The organism is Saliphagus infecundisoli (assembly GCF_020177375.1).
Classification (GTDB): domain Archaea; phylum Halobacteriota; class Halobacteria; order Halobacteriales; family Natrialbaceae; genus Saliphagus; species Saliphagus infecundisoli.
Genome location: NZ_JAIWHV010000029.1, coordinates 25976 through 42899 on the forward strand (window position 1 = coordinate 25976; position 16924 = coordinate 42899).

General features: G+C 64.4%; 16 protein-coding genes. 9 read left to right on the plus strand and 7 right to left on the minus strand.

The features are described 5' to 3' along the window. Positions 1 to 26: 26 nt before the first annotated feature. Together LCF40_RS19500 and LCF40_RS19505 are read right to left on the minus strand one after the other, a co-directional pair. Positions 27 to 995 (minus strand): endo-1,4-beta-xylanase, encoded by a 969-nt coding sequence (locus LCF40_RS19500; RefSeq protein WP_224829846.1) that lies wholly within the window; start codon positions 993 to 995, stop codon positions 27 to 29. A 405-nt stretch (positions 996 to 1400) separates the two neighbouring features. After that, positions 1401 to 1634 carry a hypothetical protein gene (locus LCF40_RS19505; protein WP_224829847.1) on the minus strand — a complete coding sequence of 78 codons (234 nt, stop codon included), beginning with the start codon at positions 1632 to 1634 and terminating at the stop codon, positions 1401 to 1403. 84 nt (positions 1635 to 1718) lie between these two features. Here LCF40_RS19505 and LCF40_RS19510 point away from each other — a divergent pair, with 84 nt between their 5' ends. Next, complete coding sequence (locus tag LCF40_RS19510) at positions 1719 to 2393, plus strand: RraA family protein (protein ID WP_224829848.1); 675 nt, start codon at positions 1719 to 1721, stop codon at positions 2391 to 2393. Here LCF40_RS19510 and LCF40_RS19515 read toward each other — a convergent pair. Continuing rightward, positions 2390 to 2638, minus strand: coding sequence for a hypothetical protein (locus LCF40_RS19515; RefSeq protein ID WP_224829849.1), 249 nt, complete (start codon positions 2636 to 2638; stop codon positions 2390 to 2392). The two genes, LCF40_RS19510 and LCF40_RS19515, sit on opposite strands and share 4 nt — an antisense overlap. A 135-nt stretch (positions 2639 to 2773) precedes the next feature. Here LCF40_RS19515 and LCF40_RS19520 point away from each other — a divergent pair, with 135 nt between their 5' ends. After that, positions 2774 to 2983: a hypothetical protein gene (locus tag LCF40_RS19520; protein WP_224829850.1), complete on the plus strand. Its 210-nt coding sequence runs from the start codon at positions 2774 to 2776 to the stop codon at positions 2981 to 2983. On the opposite strand, the gene LCF40_RS19525 is transcribed toward LCF40_RS19520, so the two are convergent. Both LCF40_RS19525 and LCF40_RS19530 read right to left on the minus strand, forming a co-directional pair. Continuing rightward, positions 2980 to 4146 (minus strand): ABC transporter ATP-binding protein, encoded by a 1167-nt coding sequence (locus LCF40_RS19525; protein ID WP_224829851.1) that lies wholly within the window; start codon positions 4144 to 4146, stop codon positions 2980 to 2982. The genes LCF40_RS19520 and LCF40_RS19525 overlap by 4 nt on opposite strands. Next, a complete protein-coding gene (locus LCF40_RS19530) occupies positions 4143 to 5201 on the minus strand; it encodes an ABC transporter ATP-binding protein (protein WP_224829852.1) in 1059 nt (352 codons plus the stop codon). The genes LCF40_RS19525 and LCF40_RS19530 overlap by 4 nt, the downstream gene beginning before the upstream one ends. Positions 5202 to 5437: 236 nt before the next feature. Between LCF40_RS19530 and LCF40_RS19535 the strand changes: the two genes are divergently transcribed. The 4 genes from LCF40_RS19535 (at position 5438) to LCF40_RS19550 (ending at position 12933) form a co-directional block, all read left to right on the plus strand. After that, positions 5438 to 7282: an ABC transporter substrate-binding protein gene (locus tag LCF40_RS19535; protein WP_224829853.1), complete on the plus strand. Its 1845-nt coding sequence runs from the start codon at positions 5438 to 5440 to the stop codon at positions 7280 to 7282. A 313-nt stretch (positions 7283 to 7595) separates the two neighbouring features. Further along, positions 7596 to 9494, plus strand: a complete 1899-nt coding sequence (locus LCF40_RS19540) for an ABC transporter substrate-binding protein (protein ID WP_224829854.1) — start codon at positions 7596 to 7598, stop codon at positions 9492 to 9494. A gap of 129 nt (positions 9495 to 9623) precedes the next feature. Continuing rightward, positions 9624 to 10808: a mandelate racemase/muconate lactonizing enzyme family protein gene (locus tag LCF40_RS19545; protein WP_224829855.1), complete on the plus strand. Its 1185-nt coding sequence runs from the start codon at positions 9624 to 9626 to the stop codon at positions 10806 to 10808. Between the two features lie 64 nt (positions 10809 to 10872). Next, positions 10873 to 12933, plus strand: coding sequence for an ABC transporter permease subunit (locus tag LCF40_RS19550; RefSeq protein ID WP_224829856.1), 2061 nt, complete (start codon positions 10873 to 10875; stop codon positions 12931 to 12933). On the opposite strand, the gene gfo6 is transcribed toward LCF40_RS19550, so the two are convergent. Beyond that, complete coding sequence (gene gfo6, locus LCF40_RS19555) at positions 12930 to 13982, minus strand: D-xylose 1-dehydrogenase Gfo6 (protein WP_224829857.1); 1053 nt, start codon at positions 13980 to 13982, stop codon at positions 12930 to 12932. The genes LCF40_RS19550 and gfo6 overlap by 4 nt on opposite strands. Before the next feature lie 199 nt (positions 13983 to 14181). Between gfo6 and tnpA the strand changes: the two genes are divergently transcribed. The 3 genes from tnpA (at position 14182) to LCF40_RS19570 (ending at position 16640) form a co-directional block, all read left to right on the plus strand. Next, a complete protein-coding gene (gene tnpA, locus LCF40_RS19560) occupies positions 14182 to 14580 on the plus strand; it encodes an IS200/IS605 family transposase (RefSeq protein ID WP_224829858.1) in 399 nt (132 codons plus the stop codon). Beyond that, entirely contained in the window at positions 14577 to 15803 is a 1227-nt protein-coding gene (locus tag LCF40_RS19565) for an RNA-guided endonuclease InsQ/TnpB family protein (RefSeq protein ID WP_224829859.1), read from the plus strand. Before tnpA ends, LCF40_RS19565 begins: the two co-directional genes overlap by 4 nt. Before the next feature lie 72 nt (positions 15804 to 15875). Then, positions 15876 to 16640: an SDR family NAD(P)-dependent oxidoreductase gene (locus LCF40_RS19570; RefSeq protein ID WP_224829860.1), complete on the plus strand. Its 765-nt coding sequence runs from the start codon at positions 15876 to 15878 to the stop codon at positions 16638 to 16640. Positions 16641 to 16646: 6 nt separating this feature from the next. On the opposite strand, the gene LCF40_RS19575 is transcribed toward LCF40_RS19570, so the two are convergent. Next, positions 16647 to 16924 (minus strand): glucuronate isomerase (locus tag LCF40_RS19575; protein WP_224829861.1); only part of this gene is annotated, 278 nt, incomplete at its 5' end.

Consider the following 16924-nt stretch of genomic DNA (forward strand, 5'->3'; position numbering starts at 1 on the left):
CCGCCCCGAGCGCGACGCCCGGCCGGTCAGTCCTCGAGGACGGCTCGGACGGCGTCGTAGGCGGGTTTGGGGTCGTAGCGTTCGTCGAACAGGAGCGGGTCGCCGGTGTAGCGCTCGGGGAAGTCCGCAAAGCCCCGGAGCCACGTGCTCGCGTCGGCGACGCCCCACGTGACGATGGTCTCACACCCCGCATCGAGACACGCCTCGAAGACGTCACGGTAGTAGTCGGCCTGGACCTCGAGGGGGTCGTCGGGGACCTCCCCCCGGTGGAAGGCGACGTCCATCTCGGTGATCTGGACGTCGAGTCCCAGCTCGCGGAACCGCTCGATGTTCTCGCCGATGCTTTCGGGATCGGGATGGTCCCCGAGGGCGTGAAGCTGGAGTCCGACGCCATCGACGGGAATTCCCCGGTCGAGCATGCCCTCGAGGAGGTCGTAGATCGCGTCGGACTTCTCGTTTATCGCGTCGGCGCCGTAGTCGTTGTAGTAGAGGTCGGCGTCGGTAGCTTCGCTTGCCCACTCGAAGGCGAGATCGAGATACTCCTCGCCGAGGGCCTCCGACCAGACCGTTTCCCGGAGGCTCCCGTCGTCGGCGATCGCCTCGTTGACGACGTCCCAGGCGTCTATCTTCGCGCGGTAGCGCCCCGCGACGGTGTGGATGTGATCTCTGAGGAACGTACGGATCTGGTCGTCTGTATGCTCCCAGGCCTCGAACCAGTCGGGCTTCTGGTTGTGCCAGACGAGCGTGTGTCCCCGGACGTACTTGTCGTGGGCCGCGCCGAAGTTCACGATCGCGTCGGCGTCGGTGAAGTCGTAGGTCTTCGGCGACGGGCGCAGTGGCCCCATCTTCAGGGCGTTTTCGGGCGTGATCGCGTTGAACTCGTCTTTCGCGCGCTTCCAGTAGCTCGGATCGCTTCGCAGGCTGCCGGGCGCCAGGGCGGCCCCGATTCGAACGTCGCGCTCGTCGGCGATTTCGCGCAGTGGTTGATCGACCATCGTCTCCCTTCAGGTTGATCCCGTACCTAAAGCTACGGGTAGCGGTTCCCCCGCTCGACGACCGGAGTCGTCTCCGTAATACTATACTGAACCATATTCCCCAATATACAAAGTGCGTTCTCTGATGGTGGAACGGACTGGTTCCCTGGGATCCTCCGCTATTCCGTTACAAACGTACATGTGTAAGTGGTTTCGAACGCGCGATGGAACAACTCCCACGCCACTACGGGCGCCGGAGAACTGAAACACGAGCCCTCCCGGTCCACCTTCCTCCGATTTCGGACCCTCACACAGAATATCTTTCTCTCAGAGAGAACGAGATCCGCGAACGGAGAAACGACGTGTTCTGTTCCCGAACGACCCTGAACGATCCCGATCGGGAACGGTTCGGCGGGGGTCGGCCAGCTATCGCCTCCGGTTGCGCCGCTCGAAGGGGTCTTCGTCCTCGTCTTCGATGGCTTCGGCGTCGAGTTGGCGCCCCCGGTACTCGAAGTAGCCCCAGGCGAGAAAGAGGGCGCCGACGATGACGGCCGAGGCACCCTCGCCGCGCACGAGGAAGTACGCGACGGCGCCGGCGGCAAGCAGTATCGTCACGAGCAGCGCCCGTCGCGTGGAGTTCCGGAGCCCCGATATGTCCATACGTCGTTTCGGAGGGCCAGCCACTCAGTAGTTGCGCTCGGAGCGGCAGGCTTATGGGCCGACCCCGAGTGGCTCCGGGCGCGAATGACTCTCACGGACGACCAGCGCGAGCGGCTATCGAACCTTCACAGCGCACTCATCAACGACATCACCGACGAGATGGGGATCGGCGACAACGTCATCCCGGGGACCCGGATCCGACCCGTCTGGAGCAGGGAGCCGGTCGTCGGCACTGCCCACCCCTCCCAGCGCGTCGAGATCGGCTACGAGGAGGAGGGGTCGGGCGACGACCCCGAGGACTCCGAGTTCTTCCAGTATCTCGACTCCACCCAGGAGGGCGACTTCGTCGTGATGGCCGCCCCCAAGGACACCGAGGTCGGCCTCTGGGGCGAACTCCTCAGCACGATCGTCGCCCAGCAGGGCGCGGTCGGCGCCCTGATCGACGGCCCCACCCGGGACTCGCGGCTGATCGAGGAGCACGGCTTCCCGGTCTGGTCGGACGGTCACAGCGCGATCGAGTCGTTCGGTCGCGTCAGCTTCCGGGAGTGGGACGTCCCCGTCGAGGTCCACGGCGTCACCATCGCACCCGGCGATGTCCTCTTTGCCGACTACGAGTCGATCGTGGTCATCGATCCCGACGACGTCGAGGAGATCGTCGAACGCGGCGAGGAGGAGCTAGAGACCGAGGACGCGGTCCGGGCGGACATCCGGTCGGGCGATAGCGTCTTCGAGGTCTGGGATCGGTACGGTACCCTCTAGTCGGTCCGGTACCGACGGAAGCGCCACCATCGGAGCCCCCGGGTGCTCGCCTTCAACAGGAAGAAGGCGGCGTAGCCGATCAGGCAGATGATGACCGCGGACGTCGCGTACAGGACGAGAAAGCCCGACCACGTTCCCATGTCCGCACTCTCCAGGATCGCCGACAGCCCGAGCAGGATCGCGGCGATCGGCAACAGCGTGAGCAGGTACGGGTGTTCGAACCGGTCCATGTAGACGTCGATCATGTCCGGGTGGTCGGGGTCCCGCCATATCAATCATGCGATCGACCCACACCGGATACCCCCGACCCCCGATCGATCGTCGGGACCGTGGGGACCCCGATCACCACCCTTTTGCCCGCAGACACGGTATCTCGGGACATGGCCCGCTCGCCCGCAAGCATGAGCCAGCAACTGTGGATGTCGCTTCTGGCCGTCAGCGCCGCGATGCTCGCCCTGCTCGGCTGGTCGTTTCTCCATCTCGAGCCGGGCACCTCCTCGTACGCGATCGGACAGGTCAGCGCGATCATCGTCGGCACGACCCTCGTGGGGTCGCTTCTCGCCTTGCTCTCGGGCTGGAAACCGTTCTAATCGGCGGTCGAGCCCTCGTCTACGTCCTCGGCGTCCATCGTGTACTCGTCGGGGTCGGCGTCCGTGTCGGTGATCTCCTCGCTGTTCCAGTACTCGTGATCCTCGAGTTCGCGGAAACACTTGGTCCGGTGGCTTCCGCCGCTGTCGTAGAGCGCGGGCGTCTCCTCCCGGCAGGCCTCCCGAGCCTCGGGACAGCGGGTGTGGAACCGACAGCCCGACGGCGGGTTCGTCGCGTCGGGGATGTCGATCTTCCGGATCGGCGGCGACTCGCGCATCGCCTCCTCGGCGAGTTCGGCGTCGAGTTTCGGCGTCGCCCACTGGAGGACCTTCGTGTAGGGATGCTGGGGATCGTGGATGATCTCCTCTGCGGTTCCGATCTCGACGATCTCGCCCATGTACATCACAGCGATCTTCCCGCCGGACTTCCCGGCGAGGTAGCGGGCGTTCGCGAGGTCGTGGGAGATGAAGACGAACGAGGTGTCGAACAGGTCCTGCATCTCGAGGAAGAGGTCCATCGCGCCGATGCGCAAGGAGACGTCGAGCGCGCTGACGGCCTCGTCGGCGAGGATGACGTCGGGTTCGACCAGCAGGGCGCGGATCAGCGCCACGCGCTGTTGTTCGCCCCCCGAAAGCTGGTGGACGTACCGGTTGGAGTAGTCCTCCGGGGGCGTGATCCCCGTGCGCTCGAGCATCGCGAGGATGCGATTGCGCCGCTCCTCGTAGTTGAGGTGGGGATGCCACCGTTTGAGCGGCACCGCGAGGTTGTCCAGCACCGACCGGTAGGGGTTCAACGCGGCGCCGGGGTCCTGGTGGATGATCTGGAGCGACCGGCGGATCTCCTCGAAGGTCCTGTCGGTGTCGGCGGTGCCCTCCCGGACCTTCCAGATGTCGTCGCCCCGATACCGCACCGAGCCGTCGCTTGGCTTCTGGAGGCCGACGATCGTCTTCCCGAGGGTGGTCTTCCCGCAGCCGGACTCGCCGACCAGCGCGAGGACGTCGTTCTCGCCGAGCTCGAGGTCGACGCCGTCGACCGCGCGCACGGGCGGATCGTCGGCGACCCCGAGGCGGTCGGCGAGCCAGGAGGGTGCCATCGAGCCCACCAGCGAGGAGTCCTCGAAGTGGACCTCGAGGTCGTCGACCTCGACTAAGGGTCGGGTGCTCACTGACCCTCACCCCCGAAGGAAAGCGGGACGGCCTCGTCTGCCTCCTCCCAGTAGTGACAGCGGACCTCGTGGTCGTCGCTGACGTCGTAAAAGCCCGGATCCTCAGTCGTACAGAACTCGTCGCCGAGCGGACACCGGGGGTGGTACGAACAGCCGTCGGGGTGGTTGACCGGGTCCGGACTCTCGCCCTCGATCGGGCGCATCTCCTCTAGGGGGATCTCGAGGTTCGGCGTCGCCTGCAACAGCGCCCGCGTGTAGGGGTGGGCGGCGCCGCCGAGGATCTCCTCTGCGGGACCGACCTCGGCGAACTCGAAGGCGTACATCACGGCCAGTCGGTCTGCAAACCCCGAGACGATCGGGAGGTCGTGGCTGATGAACACGAGCGTGAGCCCGTACTTGTCCCGGAGGTCATAGAGGAGATTGAGGATCGACCGCTGCATCAGGAGGTCGAGCGCGGCGGTCGGCTCGTCCATGACGAGGACGTCGGGCTCTAAGATGAGCGAGAGCGCGATCAGCGCGCGCTGTTTCTGGCCGCCGCTTACCTCGTGAGGGAACGAATCGAGCATCCGGTTGGGCTCTAAGTGGAGATCCGAGAGGAGCTGTGCGGCCCGCTCCATCCCCTCGTCTTTGTCCCAGCCGTGGGCCTCGAGGGTCTCGTCGAAGTGTTCGCCGATCCGCATGGTGGGGTTGAAGGCGCTCATCGCGCCCTGGAACACCATCGAGATCTCCTCCCAGCGAAGCTCGCGCAGTTCCCAGGGCTTGAGGTTGAGGACGTCGACTGGGTCGCCGTCCTCGGGGTAGTAGGTAACCTCGCCGCTGACGACCCCAGGTTCGACGACGGCGTCGAGCAAGGTGTCCGCGAACATCGACTTCCCCGACCCCGACTCGCCGACGACACCCAGGGTCTCCCCGCGTTCGATGTCGACGGTGACGTCCTTGAGGACGTGCGAGGCACCTTTGTCCATCTCGAAGCGGACGTTGGCGTCCCGGATGGTGAGGATCGGGTCCTCGACGGAGCGGCTCTCCCGGTCGACGCTCATCGCTTCGTTCACCATCGCGACCTCTCCCCGCGTTCTCTCCGGCCGGCTCGGTTCCGTGCGTACCGAACGCTGTAGACAGGGCCAGACATTCACCCCCATCTCCGGACCATAATTATAAATATCCTTCCCTCCCCGGGCGTCACGCGCAGTCCGGAATCCGACGGGCGATTGGCAGGTCGCTGGTGCGTGACTATCGCATAACTAATTGCTGGCCAGAATATTTATCACTCATTATCATCCATCTCCATCGGATGTCTGGAGAGCACCACTGGCAGCGCGCCATCTCACGACGGAGAGCACTCGCACTGGTCGGCGTCGGTGGTTCCGGGGCGATCGCCGGCTGTTTGGGTAATGGTACTGACGACGAGGACGAAGAGCTCCTCGGAGAAACGGGGTTGGAACCAGTTCTCGATGACGTCGACTACAACGAGGACTACGAGGACGAGTACCAGGTCCTGTACCCGTCGGCGGAACTCAACCCGTTCGAGGACGACCACATCTTCAACCCGTATCATCCCAAGTGGAACCCCGGGGACTTGGGACAGGAGTTCGGGTTCGAGTACCTGGCGGTGTACCACACCGAACGCGGCGAGTACGTACCGCGCATTGCCGACGACTGGTCGATCGACGACGACACCCTTCGAACCGAAGTCACCCTCTCGGAGGAGTACGGCTGGTCGACGGGCGAGGACATCACCGCCCACGACTTCGTCACCGCGTACAAGTTAGACGGCCACTTGAGTCTGGGAATCGAGGAGTTCGTCGACATCGAGGAGGGGGTCTACGCCGACGACGATTACACGCTCGTCATCGAGCCCGTAGACGAGTACAGCGATCTGGAGAAGGACCTGTGGATGAGCCAATGGGCCGAGGCGAACCTGACGGTTTCGGAGAGCCAGTACGGTCAGTTCGTCGAGGAGTTCGAGGACGCGGGGGACGATGACGAACACGAGAGCGTCCAGGAGGACCTCCTCAACTACGACGTGAGCTGGAACGAGGTCCTGTACTCGGGCCCCTGGATCTTTGCCGAGGCCAACGAGGAGTACGCCGACCAGGTCCCGAACCCTGAGCATCCGATCGCACAGGATTGGAACTTCTTCCAACGAACCGGCATGTACGTCGACGAGGAGGGAATCGAATCTGGCGAGGTCGACTGGGGAGACGACAGTCCCGAACTCGAGGACGTGCCCGACAAGTACGGCGAAGGACCGTTGCCGTATGACGGGCAGTCGTTTGCGATCATCTTCGGGACCGAAGACGAGTACATCCGCGAGTATCCCGAAGTGCGCCAGGCACTCGCCTACGCCGTCGACATCCCGCACCTGACCGAGGTCACCGCCACGGACGGGACGCCCCACGACGAGTACTCCACGGGGATCGACTCCCTGTACGTCGAAGACTACGTCGAGGCCGACGCCCTCGATGCAATGGCGAACTACGCGCCCCAGGACACGGAGACCGCTCAGGATCTCCTCGAACCGATCGGTTTCGAGCTTGATGGCGACGAGTGGCTGACGCCGGACGGCGATATTTGGAACATCAATTTCTCGGTGGGCGAGTGGTTTGACACCCACTCGGAGATAATCTCGAACAATCTCCAGGAGTTCGGAATCGACGTCGATCATTACGTCAGCGAGATGCCAAATTGGGAGTCGGAGGTCATGGAGCCCCTCGACTTCGATATGACGGTTCATCTGAACTACGGGATGGCTCGCGAGTATCATCCCTACCCCGACTTCAACGACGTGTTCAACAATCGCACCATGGGATTGCTCACCGAACGGACGGGGATCGTCGAGGAGACCGTCGAGGTGCCCGAAGTCGGCAGCCCGGATGGAGATACGGTAACGTTCGACGTTCCCGAGGAGCTTGACGCGATGTTGACGGCCGATTCCGAGGACGAACTCGTCGATCACGCGACGAACCTCGCCTGGGTCCACAACCAGAAGCTCCCTGCGGCCGTTTGCTTCCCCTGGGGCGGAGGGCATTACTGGGTCAACACCGATGACTGGAACTTCGACCTCGAAAGTGAGGATTGGCTGACCTCGAACCGGCTCACCCATTACCTGTTGCAGAACGGGATCGAACCGGTTTGACCCCGAAGCGGTTTCGCAGACGGGCGTAACTCGACGGCGTCCGCCCGTGTTCGTATCGGGAATCCCACGTTCTCGCAAGCGGACGGTGTCGGAAGCGATCGCGCTCTCTCCGGCCGGCTCGGTTTCGCATGCCCCGAAACGCCGTCGACAGAGCCAGCCCTTCGGCTCTTCCCCCGGACCAAATCGTCGATATCGCTCCCTCCCCGGGCGCCACGCACGGTCCGGACGACGCAACGGATCTCGTCGTGAACCGCTCCACGATGGATCGCCGCCGGCCGAAACATTTATCATACATTATCATCAATTTCGACTGATGCCTGAGAAGCAGCACTGGCAGCGCGCCATCTCACGACGGAGAGCACTCGCACTGGTCGGCGTCGGTGGCGCCGGGACGATCGCCGGCTGTCTCGGCGGCGACGGCGGCAATGGCAATGGCAACGGGAATGACAGCGGCAACGGAAACGACAGCGGCAACGGAAACGGCAACGACAGCAGCGGCGAGGACGCCTTAGAGGAGTACTACGGCGGGGAAGCCGAGGAAGTCGAACAGGAGTTCGACGCCGACTACGAGCAGTGGAGCGAGGCGAATCTACCGGACGCCACAACCCCCTACGATGGGGAGTACATCCTCAACCCCTATCACTCCTCGTGGAACGCGGGCGACCTCCAGGAACTGGGCTACGAGTACCTCTCGGTGTACCACACGGGGGACGGCGAGTACATCCCCCGCGTTGCCGACGAGTGGTCGATCGACGAGGAGACCCTCGAGACCGAGATCACGCTGAGCAGCGATTACGGCTGGTCGAACGGCGACCCGGTCACGGCCGCCGACTTCGAGACGGCGATGCGCCTCAGCGCCTACATGGAGATGGGTCTCGAGACCTACATCAACCCCGACGAGGGGATCACTGCCGAGGACGACACCACGCTCGTCCTCCAGCCCCGCGAGGACTACCAGGCACTCGAGTCCTCGTTCTGGGAGAACCAGTTCGCCGAGACGATCTTGAACGTCTCGGAGGCCCAGTACGGCGGGTTCGTCGAGGAGTTCGCCGACACCGACTCCGACGAGGAGATCTCGAACATCCAGGGCAACATCATTGAGTTTGCGCCCGAGTGGAACCAGGCGATGTACTCGGGTCCGTTCATGTGGATCGAGGCCAACGAGGAGTACGCCGACCGGGTTCCGAACCAGAACCACCCGGTCGCCCAGGACTGGGAGCTCTATCTCCGAACCGGACAGTACGATGGGGAGGAGGGGCTACGTTCCGAAGACGCCAGCTGGGCACACAACACGGCGATCACCGCGGACCTGCCCGACATCTACGAGTCGCCGCCGGTGTCGTACTCCGGCCAGACGTTCGCGCTCCTGTTCGGTCCCCAGGACCAGTACATCTCCCAGGAGCCCGACGTCCGGAAGGCGATCGCGTACGCGATCGACTGTCAGAATCTGGTCGAGACCGTCGCCCCCTCGACGCCGGTCGACACCTACTCCGCCGGTGTCGACATCGGCTACATCGAGAACTTCGTCGCCGAGGACGCCCTCGAAGCGATGACCGACTACTCGGTCCGGGACACCGACCGCGCCCAGGAACTCCTCGAGGGCGTCGGCTTCAGTCTCGACGACGGCACCTGGTACACTCCCGAGGACGAGGAGTGGCAACTCGAGTTCCCCCACGGCGACTGGTTCCCGGACCACGGCGAGATCATCAACAACAACCTGACCGAGTTCGGCATTAGCTCCGAACGCACTTCCAACGCCATGGGGACCTGGCAGTCCGAGTACGGCGACACCCTCGAGTACGACATCAGCGTCCATCTGAACTACGGGATGGCCCGACAGTACCACCCGCTGCCGGACTTCGAGGAGGAACTGTTCGATGCCGACCGCGCGGCGGTCACCGGGACCGAGATCCTGAGCGAGGAAGTCGAGGTGCCCGAGGTCGGCAACCCCGAGGGCGACACGATCACGGTCAACTTCCGGGAGGCCCTGGATAACATGGCGGTCGCGGGCGGCGAAGACGAGTTGATGGAGATCGCGACCAGGGTCGCGTGGGCACACAACCAGTTGCTCCCGAACCTGATGATCTACCCCTGGAGCGAGCACTACTGGGTCGACGCCGCGAACTGGAACTTCGACGTCGAGTCCGACGACTGGCTCACCTCGAACCGGATCGCCCACTACATGCTCCAGAACGGCATCAGTCAGACCTAAGCCGTCGACTCCGTTCCGACCCCATAGCTCCGCGATATCGTTCCGTTTTTGTGCTGTTTTCACCCGTCTTTTGCTCCCGACGAGCCGTCGCATCGGGACGTTTTTGTTCCGGCAGGTTCCCGGGAGCGTATGGCACAAGGGAGCGATGTGCGCGACGTGGAGATAACCGACGTCCGGACGACCCGCGTCGAGTCGGAGTTCTTCTGGACGTACGTCCGGATCTACACGGACGAGGGCATGACCGGAACCGGCGAGGCCGTCCTCGGTCCGAAAGCCGACGAGTACGTCGATTTCGTACGGGAGCTGCTCGTCGGGAAGAACCCCCTCGACATCGACGCGCGGTGTACGGAGCTGTTCGACCGGCTCTCGTATCTCGGCGGGATGTCCGGGATCGGCGTGACGGCGATCTCGGCGATCGACATCGCGCTCCACGATCTCGCGGGGAAGCTATTGGACGTGCCCGCCTACCAGCTCTTGGGGGGGAAACACCGCGAGGACGTCCGGGTCTACTGTGACTGTCACGCCGGCGAGCACCTCCACGCCGGCGGCGGCGAGGACGCATACAGACCCGAAGCGTATGCCGACGCCGCGGAGGGGGTTCTCGCCGACGGCTTCGACGCGATCAAGTTCGACCTCGACGGCCTGGAGCGCGGCGACGAGGACCGCCGGACCAAGCGCCTCTCAGCGCGCGCGGTCGACTACCGCCGGGAGATCGTCGAGGCGGTGACCGATCGCGTCGGCGACCGTGCGGACGTCGCCTTCGACTGTCACTGGAGCTGGAACGGCGACACCGTCCGCCGGCTGGCCTCGGCGCTCGAGCCCTATCCCGTGTGGTGGTTGGAGGACACCGTTCCCCCGGAGAACCACGACGTCCAGATGGAGGTCACCCGCGCGAGCGAGACGACGATCGCCGCGGGAGAGAACGTCTACCGCGTCGAGGGCGCCCGCCGGCTGATCGAGAACCAGGGTCTCGACGTGCTCCACCCCGACGTGCCGAAGACCGGCGGGATGCTCGAGACGAAGAAGATGGCCGACATGGCCAAAGCCTACTACATCCCCGTGGCGCTGCACAACGTCGCCTCGCCGCTGGGCACGATGGCCTCCGCCCACGTCGGCGCCGCGACCTCGAACTTCATGGCCGTCGAGTACCACGCCCGGGATCTCCCGTGGTGGGACGACGTGATCGAGGGGGGACCGATCATCGAGGACGGGCAGATCGCCGTTCCCGACGAGCCGGGACTGGGGGTCGAACTCGACGAGGACGCCGTCGCCGACCGCCTCGCGCCCGGCGAGACGGTCTTCGAGGAGCCATGAGTCGGACTCCAGCTACCGGAACTGTTATTACGCTTGCCCGATGGACTTTTGGTATCAATAGACCATGACCAACTGGCTCATAAAGCGGGTGGCACAGGCGGCCTTCACCGTGTTGGTCGTCTTCCATCTCACGTTCGCGCTCGTGCGCCTCATGCCGGGGGACCCGGTCGAGGCGATGATGGTCGAGATGGTAAACGAGGGGATGCCGTCGGAGACGGCCCGCCAGCTCGTCGAACTCCACTTGAGCATCAACCCGAACCAACCCCTGCACATCCAGTACATCCAGTACATGTCCTCGCTGTTCCAGGGGGATCTGGGCCACTCGATGTCCCAGAACGCGTCGGTGAACTCGGTGCTCGCGGAGGCGGTCCCGTGGACGATCTTCTACATGTCGATCGCCATGGTCATCGTCTTCACCTCGAGCATCTGTCTGGGGGCGATCATGGCCTACTACGAAGGCTCGAAGTTCGACGCGGGGATGACCGGCTTCGCCGTCGTCGAGGGCTCGACGCCGTACTACGTCGCCGCGCTCTTGCTCTCGTTCGTCTTCGCCTACCAGCTCGGCTGGTTCCCGACGAGCGCGCGCTATCCAGGGGAGGCGACACCCGGGCTCAACTACGAGTTCGTCCGCGGGGCCTTACACCACGCCGCCCTGCCGATCGCCTCGATGATCGTCACCGGGGCGGCGGCCTCGCTTGACATGCGGGGCAACTCCATCAGCGTCCTCGGCTCCGATCACATCCGGGTCGCCAAGCTCCGGGGACTGCCCCCGACCCGGATCGCGCTGCGATACGTGATGCGCAACGCCATCCTCCCGCTTTACACCGGGCTTCTCCTCCTCATGGCTGGGATGATCGGCGGCTCGATCGTCCTAGAGGAGGTTTTCCAGTACCGCGGGATGGGCTGGTACATGTACGAGGGGGTCAACAACCGCGACTACCCGCTGATGGTCGGCGGGTTCATGATCATCTGTATCGCGGTCGTGATCGCCATGTTCATCGCGGACCTCACCTACAGCCGAATCGACCCGCGCGCGAAGACCGGTCGCGACGACGCCGAGGTCTACGGCAGTTCGACTGGCGTCCCGCTCCGCACCCAGATCAAACGCTACGTGAAGCGTCTCACGGGCAACCACGAGCCCGCGACTCGTGCCGACGGCGGCGCGGCCCGCCGGGAGTTCCTGACCGACGAGGGACGCGTCGAGGTCGACCGCAAAGAAATCCTCTACCGGAAGCTGGATCGGTCGGTCTACGCGCCCGCGAAGGTCGTCCTTTCCGACTGGCGGGGAGTGACTGGGATCGTGATCATCGTGGCGTTTACCATCCTGGGGATCGTCGGTCCCGGCTACACCAAGAGCCCGACAGCGACGTTCGATCGGTGGGTAACTCCGATGCAGGGCGGACTCGAACACCCGCTGGGGACGTCAAACACCGGGACCGACATCCTCGCGCTGATGGTCCACGGAACGACGCCGGTGATGATCATGATCACCGCCGGCGCGATCGCGACGGTCACCCTCGGGGTCGCCGTCGGAACCCTCTCGGGCTTCCGGGGCGGGAGCACCGATCGGGTGCTGATGACGATCTGTGACACCGTCATGGCGATTCCGGGGCTTCCCCTCATCATCGTCATCGCGGCGATCATCGAACCCCGGCATCCGGCGATGATCGGGCTCATCCTCTCGGTGGCCGCCTGGGGGGGACTCGGCCGGGCGATCCGCTCGGAGGTCCTGAAGGTCCGCAGCTACGAGTACGTCGAGGCCTCCCGCGCGATGGGGGTCGGTACGGTCTCGATCATCCTCAAGGACATCCTCCCGAACATCGTGCCGTACGTGCTGATGAACCTCGCGAACCACGCCCGACAGATCATCTTCTCGTCGGTCGCGCTCTACTACCTCGGCTTCCTTCCCCGGAGCAACAACAACTGGGGGGTCGTCCTCGACGCCGCCGAGGAGTCCGGCGCGTTGCTGGCGACCGACCAGGTTCACTATATGTTCGCGCCGGTCGTCTTCATCGCGCTTCTCTCGATGGGGCTGATCCTGCTGGCCCAGTCGTTAGACCGGATCAGCAACCCCCGCATCCGCGCCCGCCATGCCAAGTCCGCCGAGGACGACGAGCCAGTCTAACCTCTCAGTTCGATCCGTTTTCCGCGTTCGCTCGAGTCGTACACCGCCTCCGTAATCCGCATGTCGACGAGCCCGTGTCGGCCGTCGGGCCCGCTCTCGCCGCGAGCCGCGAAGTAATCGAACTCCTCTCTGACCTCACTCGGCGCCGTGGCGTCGAACGTGACCGTCCCCCCGTCGGTCTCGACCGTTATCTCCCGGTCGTCGTCGATCCCGAACACCGAGTCGACGACGATCCGGCCCTCCGTGCCCGTGACGGCGAAGCGACTCGCCGAGGCCGCGCCGAAACTCGCCGCACACGTCGCGGTCACTGCCGCCGGGAACTCGAGCTGTGCGGTCACGTGTTCGTCGACACCCTCGAAGGCGGGCCGGGTGGAGTGGGCCGTCGCCCGGACCGCGATCGGGTCCTCGCCGAGGACGAAGCGGGCGGTGTTGATCGGGTAGACGCCGATGTCCATCAGGGCGCCCCCGCCCGCGAGGTCGGGGTCGATCCGCCACTGGTCGGGATCGCCGCCGTCGAGCAGGGAAAAGGAGAACTCGCCGTCGATCCGGACCGGATCGCCGACGACTCCATCACTGATCTGCCGGCGGAGCCAGCGGATCGAGCGGGCGGTCTGCATCCGGTAGGCCGTCATCAGCGTGACGCCGCCGTCCTCGCAGGCGGCGACGAGGCGCTCGGCCCGGTCGGCGGTCGCCTCGAGTGGCTTCTCACAGAGCACGTCCTTGCCGAGGTCGGCGGCGGTCTCGACGTGGGGGAGGTGGAGGGCGTTGGGCGTACAGACGTAGACCGCGTCGTAGGCCTCGCTTCCCTCGCCCGCGCCGTACTCCTCGTAGGAGAGCGCGCGGTCGGCGTCGAACTCCTCGGCGACCTCCCTCGCCTTCTCGGGGGAGCCGCTGACGACGACCGTCGTCTCGCAGTAGTCCGCGGCCTCGATCGCGGGCAGTGCGGTGTTCCGGGCGAAGCCGCCGAGGCCGATTACCGCGAAGCGGACGGGCGTGTCAGCCTGGTCGTTCCAGTCGCGTTCGAACCGCGTCGGTATCTCGAGGTCCATACCCTCGGTTGAGGACGGGATCGGTTAACCTTAACGCAGGCGTTAATTCCCCTTCCTCAACGAGCACCGCACTCCGCCGACCGGCGGACAAGGAGCGGAGTAGGGAGGGAGGCAGTGCCGTCATCATCTGTTCTTTCGTCTGATTCACCATGCGTCGGAATATTCATATAGTTGGATATAATACATATAAAGGCACCCGATGGCCTACAACCTCGATTCAGGTTCGCACTCGGTCTATTCGCTCCACTATCACCTGATACTCGTCACGAAGTGTCGGAGTGAAGTCTTGACCGAAGACAGAACCAATTTCATCCACGAGGTCATCGACGGGTTCGCAGACAACTACGGCGTCGAGGTCTCGCACCTCGACGGCGAAGACGACCACATACACGTCCTGTTCACAACGAAACCCACGACGAACCTCGTGAAGTTCGTCAACACGCTCAAGGGAGCGACTGCGCGGAGGGTTCGCAATGAGTTCCCCGAACTCAAGGACGAACAGGGAGATTCGTTCTGGAACGACTCGTACTGTCTCATCTTGACGGGACAGGTCTCACTCGACGTGCTCACCGAGTATGTCGACAACCAGCGCCGATGAATTGCACCTACCGGTTCCGGCTCAATCCCACGCCCGAACAGAAAGAGCGGTTGGCGTGGACACTGGATACCTGCCGACAGGTCCGCAACCACTTCCTGCATCGGATGAATCGGCTGGAAGACCCGTCGTACACACCAGAACAGAATCGTCTCCCGAAACTCAAAAAGTGGTGGACCGACCTCCAGTCGGTCCACTCGAAAGTGCTTCAGATGGTCGTTCGCCGCCTCTACAAGGACCGTTCGAACCTTGCGAAAAAGGCGAAGAAGGGCTCCAACGTCGGCAAACTCAAGTGGAAAGGTGTAGGCGACTACTATTCGTTCACGTACAACCAGACCGGCTTCGAACTCAAGAAAACGAGTGGCCGCGACAGGTTGCACCTTTCGAAGATTGGCGACGTTCCCGTGGTTGCTCACCGAGACCTCCCCGACGACGCCACGACAACTGGCGTCGTCGTGAAACGCGAAGCCACCGGACGGTGGTACGCTTCGCTCCAATTCGACACCGGCGTCGAAGCACCTCCGAAACCGGACAACCCGGAGCAGTGTGTCGGTATCGACGTGGGAATACTGAAATACACCCACGACACCGACGGCCACGCCGTCGGGTCGTTGGACCTCTCGGCCGAACAAGAGCGGTTAGAACACGAACAGCGTGTCCTCTCGCGCAAAGAGCACGGGTCGACCAACTACCGCGAACAGCAACGGAAAGTTGCTCGACGCCATGCCGACATCAAGCGAAAGCGCCGCGACTTCCTGCACAAGCTCTCGAGGTGGTACGCCGAGACCTACGACCTCGTGGCGGTCGAAAAGTTGGACGCAAAGAACATGATGGAACTGCCGTCGAACTCGCACAACCGTGCGAGTGCGGCATGGGCAACGTTTCGGACGTTGCTGAAGTGGAAGTGCAAACGCGAAGGAACTCACTTCGCGGAGGTCGAACCAGCAGGAACCACCAAAGAGTGCGCGGCTTGCGGTGTCGAGACCGAGAAACCACTGTGGGTCCGCGACCATTCCTGTCCCGCCTGCGGGTTCGAAGCGGACAGGGACGAAAACGCCGCGTGGAACGTGCTCCACCGCGGATTCGGACAATTAGGCATGGGCTGTGCCGAATCAACGCCCTCGGAGACTGCAGTCCCTACGGACACCTCCTTTCAGCAGGTGTCTGCAAACCGCGTCGTCGAACAGGGAAGCCCCGCCCTCACCGAGCGCGTCAGCGCGAACTAAGGCGGGGAGAAGTCACAAGAGTAGGTGGCGGATACCACAACCCCTTTGATCGGGCTTCCCGATCGACCGGGCATGGACAGGTCTACTGACGTGAGCGTCGAGGGACGGTCGGCGGTCGTGATCGGCGGGACCAGCGGCATCGGGCGGGCGATCGCGCTCGCGTTCGCCGAGGACGGGGCGGACGTCGTCGCCGCGAGCCGGGACCCCGAGGCCGGCGAGGCGGTCGCCGCGGAACTCCGCGAGCGGGGTGCCGAAACGACGGGGGCCACCTGTGACGTCACCGACGGCGACTCGCTCGAACGGCTCCGCGAGGACGCCGTCGAGGCGATGGGCGACGTCGACGTCCTCGTCAACTCCGCGGGGTCGGTCGCGCGGGCGTCGGTGACCGAGATGACCGACGAGCAGTGGAGCCAGGACATCGACGTCTGTCTCTCCGGCGTGTTCCGGGCGTGTCGGACCTTCGGCCGCGAGATGGACGACGGTGCGATCGTCAACATCTCCTCGATGTCGGCGGGCCAGGCCAGAGAGAACCGGCCGGCGTACTGTGCGGCCAAGGCGGGGGTCAACGGACTGACCCGCGCGGCGGCGGCCGATCTCGCTCCCGAGATCCGGGTGAACGCGATCTCGCCGGGGTTCGTCAAAACGCCCTTGGCCGGCGACGCCTTTGACGAGGGGACCGAGACCCGCGAGGCGATCGACGACCGAACGCCGATGGAGCGCGTCGCGACCCCCGAGGAGATCGCGGGGACGGCGATCTACCTCGCCAGCGACGGGGCCTCCTTTACGACCGGCGAGGAGATCGTCGTCGACGGCGCCTACGACAAAAGCGCCCTGTAGCGCCGGTCAGAAGCCGTAGACCTCGCGGGGACGGTCGTAGGCCACCTCCCTGGCAACGTCGCGAGCGACCTCGATCGGGACCTGGCCGCGGGAGACCTGTCGGCCGAGGACGTTCGCCAGCGAGCGCCGGAACATCTCGAAGCGCGAGCCGTAGGAGAGCAGTTTCCGGGAGTCGCTGACCATCCCGGGGGAGTTCGCGAGCAGGGAGACGGTGCCGACGTACTCCAAGTGCTCCTCGATCCCGAACGGGCTGTCGTTGAACCACCAGGCGGGACCGACGCTGA